The organism is Flavobacterium piscinae (genome assembly GCF_004122145.1).
Classification (GTDB): domain Bacteria; phylum Bacteroidota; class Bacteroidia; order Flavobacteriales; family Flavobacteriaceae; genus Flavobacterium; species Flavobacterium piscinae.
The window spans coordinates 182,686-195,020 of record NZ_SBKQ01000005.1 but is presented as its reverse complement, the minus strand read 5'-3'; the positions used below and the strand labels follow the sequence as shown (position 1 = coordinate 195,020).

Here is a 12,335-nt window from a genome sequence, read left to right as displayed (position 1 = left end):
GCCATGAAAGAAGATTTTCTCCATTACGTCTGGCAATACAAAAAGTTTGCCTTTACCAATCTCAAAACCGTTTCCGGTCAAGAACTTACAATCATTCATTCCGGTTATTATATTCAACAAGCAGGCCCCGATTTTTTTAATGCTCAAATTGTTATCGACACTCAAAAATGGGCCGGAAATGTTGAAATTCATCTAAAATCTTCCGATTGGTACGTACATCATCATCAAACGGATGCGAATTATGATAATGTTATTCTTCACGTAGTTTGGGAGCATGATACAGATGTTTATCGTAAAAATAATTCAGTTCTACCTGTGTTGGAACTTAAAAACTATGTTCTAAAGGAAGTTTTGCAGCAGTACCACCAATTATTTAAGCAAAAAGCATGGATTAATTGTGAAAATCAATTGGCAACAATCGATAATTTTACAATTTCGAATTGGATAGAACGGCTTTTTTTTGAACGATTGGAGAAGAAATCTAACGAAGTTGAAAACCTTCTTCAACAAAATACCTTCGATTGGGAAGCCACTTTTTTTCAATTATTGGCTAAAAGTTTTGGGCTCAATACAAACGGCGAAGCTTTTTTAAAAATGTCCCACTCAATCCCTTATGCTGTGATAAAAAAAGAACGATTTGACATAGAAAATATGGAAGCTCTTTTTTTTGGCTCAACTGGACTTCTTGATGAAGAATATGAAGATTTGTATTATGTTGATTTAAAACGGAGATGGCATTTTCTAAAGCATAAACATCAATTGGGAACAGCTTATTATCAACCGGTTCAGTTTTTTAAACATCGACCGGATAACTTTCCTACCATCCGATTAGTGCAATTGGCTCAGCTAATTGTTCAGCACCAACAAATTTTTCATTTGATTGTTAAAGCAAATTCAACCCAAGAAATTTACCCAATTTTTAATTGTACCGTTTCGGATTATTGGCAATCACATTATGTCTTTGATAAACCACATCCAAAGAAGCAAAAAAAAATATCAAAAAATTTTATAGATTTAATTATTTTGAATTGCATTCTTCCACTCAAATTTGCATACAGTCACGCCAATGGAAACATCAATCCCGAAGAACTTATTCGGTTGGCCTCAGAAGTTGGCTCAGAGAAAAATACTATCATTGAAAAGTTCAATTATTTTGGTCTTATTTCTAAAAATAGCTTTCATTCGCAAGCAATTCTTCAGCTAAAAAAAGAATATTGTAATACAAATAAATGCCTGAATTGTGCAATTGGGCAAAAGTTGATTAACTTTACTACTTAATTATCACAATATGGAAAAAAATACAGATAAAAAGTCGTTTGGAAAAAATGTAAAAAAATACTTTTTTCGCTTTATTTTTTTATTTGTTGTGTCATTTTTTGGTTACTTCGCTTTTATTTATTATGTTCCTTATTCAGAAGGGGTTCGTTCCGGTGAATTAATAAAATTTAGTAAAAAAGGAGTGGCCTTCAAAACCTGGGAAGGTGAAATGAGTCAAGGAATTTCAGGAGCTCAAATCTTTCAATTTACTGTTCCAAATAAAGAAAAAGACGTAATTCTAAAAATGGAAAACCTTCAAGGAAGGTATGTGAAACTAACGTATGAAGAACGCTATAAAACTTTTTTCTGGTGGGGAGATACACGTTATTTTGTTACAGCCGTTCAAGAAGAACAATCTCCATTTGTAACCCCAAAATAATTTTTCTAATGAATTGGATTACTTCAATCAGACTTTTTTTTGAAAAACGCGGTTTTCATGTTTCTTCCCGTCTAGCTGATAGGTTAGGAATGAGAGCAACAAATGTCCGACTGTTTTTTATTTATATTTCATTTGTTACAGTCGGCTTAGGATTTGGTGTTTATTTAACTTTTGCTTTTTGGTTAAAGCTAAAAGATATGATTTACACAAAGCGAAGTTCAGTGTTTGATTTATAGCAAATTTTTAAAAAAAGATGGATGATACTTTTTTTAAAACCAATTTTTTTTGCATCTTGCTGAGCTAAACTTAAAACAAGTAAAATGAGACTAAAATTATTTTTATTAATCTTATTTCTAAGTCAGGTTTCTTTTTCTCAAGACTTAATTATTAAAGAAAAGTTGATTAATGTATCAGAAAATATTGATGATGCAAAAATTGAGATTGAAGTTTTAAATGGTTCGGCACCATTTTCTTACAAATGGAATAAACAAGATGTTAGTCTAAGTTCAAATTTTGCAGACAAGTTAACAGAAGGAATACCATACTCAGTTATTATCACAGATAATTTGGGTAAAAAGATAGAAAAAACTTTTTTAGTAGAACCACAAAATATTGAGGAAAAACTAAATTCCTACATGAAACCAGTTGTTGGTAGAATAGGGGATTTTATTTTCTTTGATCCATTTGATAAAGTTGGTATTTATGATGCCACAATTAGAGATAACTCAGGTAAAATAGTGTTTCATCCAAATGGAGATCCTAAAAAAACAAACTTTCCTTTTATCGTTTTATGGTTAGTTATTGGAGCTACTTTTTTTACCATTTATATGGGTTTTATCAATCTTAAAGGTATTAAACATGCTTATCAATTAATTAGAGGAGATTATGATAAACCGGGTGATGAGGGTGAGGTTTCGCACTTTCAAGCATTGGTCACAGCACTTTCCGGAACGGTAGGTTTAGGTAATATTGCAGGAGTTGCTGTTGCAATATCATTAGGTGGGGCAGGGGCAACTTTTTGGATGATTTTAGCCGGATTTTTAGGAATGTCATCAAAGTTTGTAGAATGTACACTCGGTGTAAAATACAGACGATTAAATGATTTAGGAGAAGTATCCGGTGGACCAATGTATTATCTTTCAGAAGGTTTACGTAGAAAAGGATATGTTGGTTTAGGGAAAGTATTAGCCGTAATTTTTGCAATTTTAGCAGTTGGTGGTTCGTTTGGTGGAGGAAATATGTTTCAGGCAAACCAATCATTTGCTCAGTTAGCTAATGTTTTTCCTGTTTTTGAAGGAAAAGGTTTTTGGTATGGAATAGTAGTTGCTTTTTTTGTTGGAATAGTGATTATTGGTGGGATTAAAAAAATTGCTAGTGTAACGGATAAAATCGTACCCTTTATGGTAGGGATTTATGTACTAACTTCTCTAGTAATCATCTTTGTTAATATCGCTCATGTTGGAGATGCTTTTAGGGAAATTTTCGCAGGTGCTTTTACTGCGGATGGAATTACCGGTGGAGTAGTTGGAGTTTTGGTAGTTGGTTTCCAACGAGCAGCTTTTTCAAATGAAGCGGGTGTCGGATCGGCAGCCATTGCTCACTCAGCTGTTAAAACAGATGAACCTGTAAGCGAAGGTATCGTTGCTCTATTAGAACCTTTTGTAGATACAATTGTAGTTTGTACGATGACTGCTTTAGTACTTATTTTTTCTGGTTATGCTCATGATACTCAAGGATTAGAAGGTTCTGCCTTAACTTCTGCTGCGTTTAGTAGCGTTTTGCCTTGGTTTAAATATGTCTTATTGGTTGCTATTGTTCTTTTTGCCTTTTCAACAATGATTTCTTGGTCTTATTATGGAATGAAATCATGGACGTTTTTGTTCGGAAACACTAAGAAAATGGAAAACCTGTATAAGGCTCTTTTTTTAGTTTTTGTGGTTTTAGGTGCTTCTGCTAGTTTGGGAGCAGTTATAGATTTTTCAGATATGATGATTCTTGGAATGGCTTTTCCAAATATTTTAGGTTTATATTTTCTTTCTAGTGAAGTAAAAGAAGACTTAAAAGATTATTTCAAGCGACTCAAGTCCGGGGAAATAAAAAAATATGAGTAAATTCTAAATTAATGATACATGAATATAAAATCCTATTTCCGATTTGCTAAGCAACAACGAAATGGGATTTTTTTGTTGTTTTTTCTCATTATTTTAACTCAACTAGGTTATTTTTTTTGGATATCAAATCAACAATCTCGTACTAATAATTCTGATCATAAATGGTTAGGGATGCAATCGGTCATTGATAGTTTAAAAAATGCTGATAGCAATACAAATCCGCAAATTTACCCATTCAATCCTAATTTTATTTCGGATTATAAAGGATATAAACTCGGAATGTCGGTAAAAGAATTAGAAAAACTTTTTGCCTTTCGAAAGCAAAATAAATATGTTAATTCTGCTGAAGAATTTCAAACTGTTACCGGTGTTTCAGATAGTTTACTCAATGCAATTTCACCTTATTTTAAGTTTCCTGACTGGGTAAATCAACCCAAAAAGCAATATGCTTCTTATTCAAATAATAAGTTCGAGAACAAAAAAACAATTGTAAAAATTGATATTAATCAGGCAACGCAAGAAGATTTAATTAAGGTTTATGGAATTGGTCCGGCTTTGTCTGAAAGAATTTTAAAAAACAAAGAAAGTCTTGGCGGATTTTTCTCCATGGAACAATTGCAATTTATTTGGGGTCTTAGTCCGGAAGTTATCGAAAATCTCAATAAACATTTTGAGGTAACTACAGAACCAAAAATTAACAAAGTTGACATAAATAATGCTTCCGTAAAAGAATTAGCCAAATTCCCTTACTTCAATTATTCAATCGCAAAGGAGATTGTAACACACCGCAGCATGAATGGTGAAATAAAAAATATTGAGGATTTAACAAAAATTAAGGGTTTGACTAGTGAAAAAATCAAAATTATCGTCTTATATTTGGAATTCTAAAAAAATAGCTCATTCTAAGCAAATAATTTTAATCTATGAATTCAGAATACTTTACGGAAGAACATCAATTATTTAGGGCAACTTTACGCGATTTCCTGCAAAAAGAAGTTGTTCCTCACATTGAAAAATGGGAAAAAACCGGAAGCATTGAACGATTTATTTGGAAAAAGTTTGGTGATATGGGTTTTTTCGGATTAACCTATCCTGAAGCTTATGGCGGGATGAATTTGGATTTGTTTTATACCGTTATTTTTTTAGAAGAACTCCAAAAAATAAAGTCATCCGGTTTTGCTGCTGCTATGTGGGCACATTCCTATTTAGCCATGACACATTTGAATGCAGAAGGTGATGAACGAATTAAAGAAGATTATTTAGCACCTAGTATTTCCGGTGATCAAATAGGGGCATTATGCATCACCGAGCCTTTTGGAGGAAGTGATGTAGCAGGTATGCGAACTACAGCTGTTAAAAAAGGAGATAAATTTGTAATAAATGGCTCCAAAACTTTTATTACAAATGGTGTTTATGCAGATTATTACGTAGTAGCAGCAAAAACACAACCTGAATTGGGTAATAAAGGTATAAGTATTTTTTTGGTTGATACTTCAACAAAAGGAATATCAGCTACAAAGCTTGATAAATTGGGTTGGAGAGCTTCTGATACTGCAGAAATTTCATTTGACAATGTGGAAATTCCATTAGATAATTTAATGGGAGAAGAAGGAAAAGGGTTTCCTTATATTATGCAGCATTTTGCTTTGGAACGACTAATAATGGCCATTAATGCTCATGCTCGTGCAGAATATGCAATAGAATATACCATTGAATACATGTCGCAGCGAGAAGCTTTTGGAACTAGTATCAATAAATTTCAAGCATTAAGACATACTATGGTTGAACATGCTACCGATGTAGAGCATTGCAAAATTTTTAATTATGCTGCTGTAGCTCGATTAAATAAAGGAGAATATGTTGTAAAAGAAGCTACTATGGCCAAATTGAAATCCACTAAAGTGGCTGATGAAACCATTTATAGTTGTCTTCAAATGCTTGGCGGTTATGGTTATATGGAAGAATATCCGTTGGCAAGATTGTTAAGAGATAGTCGTTTAGGACCAATTGGGGGTGGAACTTCAGAAATCTTAAAAGAGATTTTATCCAAAATGATAATTGATAATCAAAATTATAAACCCGCAGTAAAATAATTTATTGTTTTAGTTTATAAGTAAAAAATAATTATTAGTTTTGCACCTCTAAATGAGAGGAGGTGTCTAGATTATGTTAATTATACCAATTAAAGACGGAGAAAATATCGACAGAGCGTTAAAACGCTACAAAAGAAAATTTGATAAAACTGGAACTGTTCGTCAGTTGAGAGCACGTCAAGCTTTTATTAAACCTTCTGTTGTTAGAAGAGCACAAGTACAAAAAGCTCAGTACATTCAAACATTGCGAGACAGTGTAGAAATTTAATAGCTTTTTTAAAAAAATAAACCGTTAGTTTGATAAGTTTTGTAACTTTGAGGCTAACGGTTTTTTTATGCAATCAAATCAGCAAGCTTTCAAAGATTATCTTCACATGCAAAAGAATTATTCTTTGCATACTGTAAAGGCATATTTGAAAGATTTAGAAGAATTTGAAGAATTTAATAAGGTTTATTTTGAACAAGATTCCATTGATCAAGTTATTTATTCGCAAATCAGAAGTTGGATAGTCTCGTTAGTAGATAATGGAATTTCAACCTCGTCAATCAACCGAAAAATTTCATCTTTAAAGAGTTATTATAGATTCCTGTTGCGAATTAAACAAATAGAACAAAGTCCTTTGCTCAAACACAAAGCACTCAAAACACCAAAAAAAATTCAGATTCCTTTCTCTGAAAAAGAAGTAGATTTGGTTCTCAATCAAATTGTGTATCAAGAAGGATTTGAAGGAATTCGTGATAAATTAATTATTGATTTGTTTTACACTACCGGAATAAGAAGAGCAGAACTAATTAACTTAAACATTAGTGGAATAGATTTTTCAAATGCAACTCTTAAAGTTTTAGGCAAAAGAAATAAGGAACGAATCATTCCTTTATTGCCCATTATTGTCAATCAATTAAACAGTTATATTTTACAACGTAGTCAACTTCAAGAAATTAAAGATGCAGACAAATTATTTTTAACACAAAAAGGTGTTAAATTGAATGATACACTTGTATATCGATTAATAAATATGTACTTTAGTAATGTCTCCGAGAAGGTAAAAAAGAGTCCTCATATTTTGCGGCACACGTTTGCAACGCACTTATTAAATAACGGAGCCGATTTGAATTCAGTTAAAGAATTATTAGGTCATTCGAGTTTGGCATCAACTCAGGTTTATACACACAGTAGTTTGTCTGAGTTGAAAAAAGTTTATGGAAATGCTCATCCTCGAAACCAAAAATAATTCGCAAAGTTTGTTTAACCTTAAAAATTAGATTATGAAGGTAAATGTTAATGCTGTAAACTTTAATATTGACGGAAAGTTAGTAGATTTCATTCAAACTCGAATGGATAAACTCGAAAAATATTATGATAAAGTAGTTGTAGCTGATGTTTTTTTAAAGGTAGAATCTACCAGTGAGAAAGAAAATAAAATTGTCGAAATTAAAATTCATGTACCGGGCGATGATTTTATGGTGAAAAAACAGTGTAAAACATTTGAAGAAGCAGTTGATTCTTCCACAGAAGCATTGGAGCGTTTGCTTTTAAAAAGGAAAGAAAAAATCAGAACACATATATAGTATAAATTTTTTTTAAAAAATGTTTTGATTGACAAATAAAATCTATACATTTGCAGTCCGTTAGAAATAGCGGGCTTTTTTTATTGAGTAACGCCGGTGTAGCTCAGCTGGCTAGAGCAGCTGATTTGTAATCAGCAGGTCGTGGGTTCGAGTCCCTCTATCGGCTCAATTAAAAGATTTGTTAGAAAATGTTTTGTAAGATTATAATTTCAAAGCATTTACGTTCATTTAAAAGTTTTAAAAATTTGAGGGGAGATACTCAAGCGGCCAACGAGGGCGGACTGTAAATCCGCTGATTACATCTTCGCAGGTTCGAATCCTGCTCTCCCCACAATTTTTAACTTGAAAGATTAATTTCTTGCCGGTGTAGCTCAGGGGTAGAGTGCTTCCTTGGTAAGGAAGAGGTCACGGGTTCAAATCCCGTCATTGGCTCAAAGTCGTAAGATTTAAACACTATTATATAACTAAGATTAAAAATTAAGTAAAATGGCAAAAGAAAGTTTTAATCGTTCCAAACCGCACTTAAATATAGGTACAATTGGACACGTAGATCACGGTAAAACTACATTAACTGCGGCAATTACTAAAGTATTGTCTGAGAAAGGTTTCTGTCAAGCAAAATCGTTTGATCAAATTGATAATGCTCCTGAGGAGAAAGAAAGAGGTATTACTATCAATACTTCACACGTAGAGTATGAAACAGCTAACCGTCACTACGCTCACGTAGACTGTCCAGGTCACGCGGATTATGTAAAAAACATGGTTACTGGTGCTGCTCAAATGGATGGTGCTATCTTAGTAGTTGCTGCTACAGACGGTCCAATGCCACAAACACGTGAGCACATCCTTTTAGGGCGTCAGGTTGGTATTCCAAGAATCGTTGTATTCATGAACAAAGTGGATATGGTTGATGATGCTGAGCTTTTAGAGCTAGTTGAAATGGAAATTAGAGACTTATTATCTTTTTATGAATATGATGGAGATAATGGTCCGGTTATCCAAGGTTCAGCTTTAGGAGGATTGAATGGAGATGCTAAATGGGTTGAAAAAATCATGGAATTAATGGAAGCTGTTGATGCTTGGATCGAAGAGCCAGTGCGTGATAATGCTAAACCATTCTTGATGCCTGTTGAAGACGTATTTACAATTACCGGTCGTGGAACTGTAGCTACAGGTCGTATCGAAACAGGTGTTGCTAATACTGGAGACCCAGTTGAAATCATCGGTATGGGTGCAGACAAATTGACTTCCACTATTACAGGGGTTGAGATGTTCCGTAAAATCCTTGATAGAGGTGAAGCTGGAGATAACGTAGGTCTTTTATTGAGAGGTATTGACAAAGCTGATATCCGCAGAGGTATGGTAATTTGTAAACCAGGTTCAGTAAAACCACACGCTAAATTCAAAGCTGAGGTGTATATCTTGAAAAAAGAAGAAGGTGGTCGTCATACGCCATTCCACAACAACTATCGTCCACAGTTCTATGTAAGAACAACTGACGTAACTGGTACTATTTCTTTACCGGCTGGAGTTGAAATGGTAATGCCTGGTGATAACTTAACTATCGACGTAACTTTATTGAGCCCTATCGCTCTTAACCTAGGTTTACGTTTTGCTATCCGTGAAGGTGGTAGAACTGTAGGTGCTGGTCAGGTTACTGAAATCGTTGACTAATTCATAAATTATATAAAGCCAGTTCATATTCTTCGGAGTGTGACTGGCTTTTAACAAACGGGTGTAGTTCAAGGGTAGAATAGCGGTCTCCAAAACCGTTGATGGGAGTTCGAATCTCTCCATCCGTGCAAAAATCAATTATAATGACAAAAGTTGTTAACTATATAACAGAAGCTTTTCAAGAACTTAAAACCAATGTAACTTGGTTGCCTTGGGCAGAAGTACAACGTTTAACCATAATTGTAGCGGTATTTACAATTGTATTTTCACTTGCTACGTGGGGTGTTGATGAAGTTTTCAGAAAAGCAATATCAGGATTTTTTAATTTGATAAAAGGATAATATCTGTTATGGCTGATAGTAGTTTAAAAAAGTGGTATGTCGTTAGAGCTGTAAGTGGCCAAGAAAATAAGGTTAAAACTTATATCGAAAACGAAATAAATCGTCTTCAATTAGCAGATCATATTGCTCAGGTTTTGGTTCCTACCGAAAAAGTAGTACAAGTAAGAGACGGCAAGAAAATAGCAAAGGATAAAGTATATTTTCCTGGTTATGTTATGATTGAAGCTAATTTGATAGGTGAAATTCCACACATTATTAAATCTATTACAGGAGTAATTGGTTTTTTAGGTGAAGTAAAAGGTGGCGATCCTGTCCCTTTACGTTTATCTGAAGTGAATAGAATGTTAGGTAAAGTAGATGAATTGGCGATTACTGCCGATACTCAAAATATACCATTCAATATTGGTGAAACCATCAAAGTAATTGACGGTCCTTTCAACGGTTTCAATGGAACAGTTGAAAAAATTAATGAAGACAAGCGTAAACTTGAAGTAATGGTGAAAATTTTCGGAAGAAAAACACCTTTAGAATTAGGGTTTATGCAAGTTGAAAAAGTATAATTTGTTACATTATTATAAACCGCATCTTGCTTCCAATTGAGATGTGCTAAATTTTTTAAAACACAATGGCTAAAGAAGTTAGTAAAGTAGTTAAACTACAAGTAAAGGGAGGTGCCGCGAATCCTTCGCCACCGGTCGGACCTGCTTTGGGAGCTGCTGGAGTTAACATCATGGAGTTCTGTAAGCAATTTAATGCAAGAACTCAGGATAAACCCGGCAAAGTTTTACCAGTACAGATTACAGTGTACAAAGACAAATCGTTTGATTTTGTCGTAAAAACTCCACCCGCTGCTATCCAATTATTGGATGCAACGAAGCTTAAGTCAGGTTCAGGTCAACCAAATCGTAAAAAAGTAGCTAGCGTTACTTGGGATCAAATTAGAACAATTGCTGAAGACAAAATGGTAGATTTAAATGCATTTACTATCGAGTCCGCTATGAGTATGATAGCAGGAACAGCTCGTTCTATGGGTATAACAGTATCAGGAGTTGCTCCTTTTTAATTAAAAGAAAGACATGGCAAAATTGACAAAAAAGCAAAAAGAGGCTGCAGCAAAAATTGAAAAAAGCAAATTATATTCTTTAAAAGATGCTTCGGCATTGTTAAAAGAAGTTGCTTCTGCAAAATTTGATGAGTCTGTTGATATCGCAGTAAAATTAGGAGTTGATCCTAGAAAAGCGAATCAAATGGTAAGAGGTGTGGTTGCGTTACCACACGGTACTGGTAAAGATGTTAGAGTATTAGCACTTGTTACTCCAGATAAAGAAGCTGAAGCTAAAGCTGCTGGTGCAGACCACGTAGGTTTAGATGATTATTTACAAAAAATTAAGGACGGTTGGACAGATGTTGATGTAATCATCACAATGCCTGCTGTAATGGGAAAATTAGGTCCATTAGGTCGTGTTTTAGGACCCAGAGGTTTAATGCCTAATCCTAAAACAGGTACTGTAACAATGGATGTTGCTAAAGCTGTTCAAGAAGTGAAAGCGGGTAAAATCGACTTTAAAGTGGATAAAACCGGAATCGTTCACGCCGGAATCGGAAGAATTTCTTTCGATGCAGATAAAATTGTAGATAATGCACACGAAATTATTCAAACATTAATCAAAATGAAACCAACTGCAGCAAAAGGTACTTATATCAAGTCTATTCACTTGTCTAGTACAATGAGTCCTGCAATTGCTTTAGACCCTAAAGCAGTTTAATTGGTAGTTAAACAAATATATTATGACTAGAGAAGAAAAATCAAGAGTTATTGAAGATTTAACTGCACAGTTGGCTGATACTAATGTTGTCTACATTGCAGATATTTCTAACCTTAATGCTGAAACTACTTCAAATCTTAGAAGAGCTTGTTTCAAAGCCGGAATCCAATTGAATGTTGTAAAAAACACGTTGTTGGAAAAAGCGATGGAAGCATCTTCAAATGATTATGGAGATTTACCTTCAATATTAAAAGGAAATACTTCAATAATGATTGCTGAGAACGGAAACGCTCCTGCAAAAATCATTAAAGAATTCCGTAAGAAATCTGATAAACCAATCTTAAAAGGAGCTTATATTCATCAAGCAGTATTTATTGGCGACAACCAATTAGATGCTTTGATTGCTCTTAAATCAAAAGAAGAAGTTATTGGAGAAATTATTGGACTTCTTCAATCTCCTGCTAAAAATGTTATATCTGCACTTAAATCAGGTGGAGGTAAAATTGCAGGAATTGTTAAAACCTTATCTGAAAGATAAGAAACCCGCGAGAACGCACTTAATAAATTATATTTTACAAACTATTTAAATCGATAGAAAAAATGGCAGATTTGAAACAATTCGCAGAACAATTAGTTAACTTAACAGTAAAAGAAGTTAACGAATTAGCAACAATTTTAAAAGAAGAGTACGGTATCGAGCCTGCTGCTGCAGCTGTTGCAGTTGCTGGTCCTGCTGCTGGTGGTGGTGATACTGCTGCTGCTGAAGAGCAAACGGAGTTTACTGTAGTATTAAAAGACGCTGGAGCTTCTAAATTAGCTGTAGTTAAAGCTGTAAAAGAATTAACAGGTTTAGGACTTAAAGAAGCTAAAGATTTAGTTGATGCTGCTCCTTCTAATGTAAAAGAAGGTGTATCTAAAGATGAGGCTGAAGGGCTTAAAAAATCTTTAGAAGAAGCTGGAGCTGTAGTAGAGCTTAAATAAGCTAACTTAGGTTTTAAGAACTAGGTTTAGGTCTTGGATTAACCTCCAACGACCTAAACCATTTTTCGTATAATAAAATTATAACAAGTTTTATTATCATAGTA

Annotated in this window: 16 protein-coding genes and 4 tRNA genes; all 20 read left to right on the top strand. The window is 33.9% G+C overall.

The annotated features are described in order from the left end of the window. Nucleotides 1-3 precede the first annotated feature (3 nt). The 20 genes from EQG68_RS06395 (at nt 4) to rplL (ending at nt 12,231) form a co-directional block, all read left to right on the top strand. On the top strand, nt 4-1,278 hold the full coding sequence (locus tag EQG68_RS06395; protein ID WP_129463957.1) for a DUF2851 family protein: 1,275 nt from the start codon (nt 4-6) through the stop codon (nt 1,276-1,278). A 10-nt stretch (nt 1,279-1,288) separates the two neighbouring features. Further along, entirely contained in the window at nt 1,289-1,696 is a 408-nt protein-coding gene (locus EQG68_RS06390; protein ID WP_246011663.1) for a 6-phosphogluconate dehydrogenase, read from the top strand. Nucleotides 1,697-1,704: 8 nt separating this feature from the next. Continuing rightward, nucleotides 1,705-1,932: a PspC domain-containing protein gene (locus EQG68_RS06385; protein WP_129463956.1), complete on the top strand. Its 228-nt coding sequence runs from the start codon at nt 1,705-1,707 to the stop codon at nt 1,930-1,932. Nucleotides 1,933-2,016: 84 nt separating this feature from the next. Further along, nucleotides 2,017-3,807 carry an alanine/glycine:cation symporter family protein gene (locus EQG68_RS06380; protein ID WP_129463955.1) on the top strand — a complete coding sequence of 597 codons (1,791 nt, stop codon included), beginning with the start codon at nt 2,017-2,019 and terminating at the stop codon, nt 3,805-3,807. An 18-nt stretch (nt 3,808-3,825) separates the two neighbouring features. Beyond that, complete coding sequence (locus tag EQG68_RS06375; RefSeq protein ID WP_129463954.1) at nt 3,826-4,695, top strand: ComEA family DNA-binding protein; 870 nt, start codon at nt 3,826-3,828, stop codon at nt 4,693-4,695. Between the two features lie 35 nt (nt 4,696-4,730). After that, complete coding sequence (locus tag EQG68_RS06370; RefSeq protein ID WP_129463953.1) at nt 4,731-5,900, top strand: acyl-CoA dehydrogenase family protein; 1,170 nt, start codon at nt 4,731-4,733, stop codon at nt 5,898-5,900. A 73-nt stretch (nt 5,901-5,973) separates the two neighbouring features. Then, nucleotides 5,974-6,168, top strand: a complete 195-nt coding sequence (gene rpsU / locus EQG68_RS06365; RefSeq protein ID WP_129463952.1) for a 30S ribosomal protein S21 — start codon at nt 5,974-5,976, stop codon at nt 6,166-6,168. Between the two features lie 67 nt (nt 6,169-6,235). Continuing rightward, on the top strand, nt 6,236-7,132 hold the full coding sequence (locus EQG68_RS06360; RefSeq protein WP_129463951.1) for a tyrosine-type recombinase/integrase: 897 nt from the start codon (nt 6,236-6,238) through the stop codon (nt 7,130-7,132). 34 nt (nt 7,133-7,166) lie between these two features. Further along, entirely contained in the window at nt 7,167-7,469 is a 303-nt protein-coding gene (gene hpf / locus EQG68_RS06355) for a ribosome hibernation-promoting factor, HPF/YfiA family (RefSeq protein ID WP_129463950.1), read from the top strand. Nucleotides 7,470-7,561: 92 nt separating this feature from the next. Next, a tRNA-Thr gene (locus EQG68_RS06350) sits at nt 7,562-7,635 on the top strand. Nucleotides 7,636-7,718: 83 nt separating this feature from the next. Beyond that, nucleotides 7,719-7,800: transfer RNA gene (locus EQG68_RS06345), tRNA-Tyr, on the top strand. A 29-nt stretch (nt 7,801-7,829) separates the two neighbouring features. Continuing rightward, nucleotides 7,830-7,901 (top strand) — tRNA-Thr (locus EQG68_RS06340). Between the two features lie 54 nt (nt 7,902-7,955). Beyond that, on the top strand, nt 7,956-9,143 hold the full coding sequence (gene tuf, locus EQG68_RS06335; RefSeq protein ID WP_129463949.1) for an elongation factor Tu: 1,188 nt from the start codon (nt 7,956-7,958) through the stop codon (nt 9,141-9,143). 57 nt (nt 9,144-9,200) lie between these two features. Next, nucleotides 9,201-9,271: transfer RNA gene (locus EQG68_RS06330), tRNA-Trp, on the top strand. 15 nt (nt 9,272-9,286) lie between these two features. Beyond that, complete coding sequence (secE, locus tag EQG68_RS06325; RefSeq protein WP_129463948.1) at nt 9,287-9,484, top strand: preprotein translocase subunit SecE; 198 nt, start codon at nt 9,287-9,289, stop codon at nt 9,482-9,484. A gap of 8 nt (nt 9,485-9,492) precedes the next feature. Then, nucleotides 9,493-10,044, top strand: a complete 552-nt coding sequence (gene nusG / locus EQG68_RS06320; protein ID WP_129463947.1) for a transcription termination/antitermination protein NusG — start codon at nt 9,493-9,495, stop codon at nt 10,042-10,044. Between the two features lie 65 nt (nt 10,045-10,109). After that, nucleotides 10,110-10,547, top strand: coding sequence for a 50S ribosomal protein L11 (rplK, locus tag EQG68_RS06315; protein WP_129463946.1), 438 nt, complete (start codon nt 10,110-10,112; stop codon nt 10,545-10,547). A 13-nt stretch (nt 10,548-10,560) separates the two neighbouring features. Further along, the gene (gene rplA, locus EQG68_RS06310) at nt 10,561-11,250 is read left to right on the top strand and encodes a 50S ribosomal protein L1 (protein WP_129463945.1); all 690 of its coding nucleotides are present in this window, start codon (nt 10,561-10,563) and stop codon (nt 11,248-11,250) included. 22 nt (nt 11,251-11,272) lie between these two features. Then, nucleotides 11,273-11,788: a 50S ribosomal protein L10 gene (rplJ, locus tag EQG68_RS06305; RefSeq protein WP_129463944.1), complete on the top strand. Its 516-nt coding sequence runs from the start codon at nt 11,273-11,275 to the stop codon at nt 11,786-11,788. A 62-nt stretch (nt 11,789-11,850) separates the two neighbouring features. Then, on the top strand, nt 11,851-12,231 hold the full coding sequence (rplL, locus tag EQG68_RS06300; RefSeq protein ID WP_129463943.1) for a 50S ribosomal protein L7/L12: 381 nt from the start codon (nt 11,851-11,853) through the stop codon (nt 12,229-12,231). Nucleotides 12,232-12,335 lie beyond the last annotated feature (104 nt).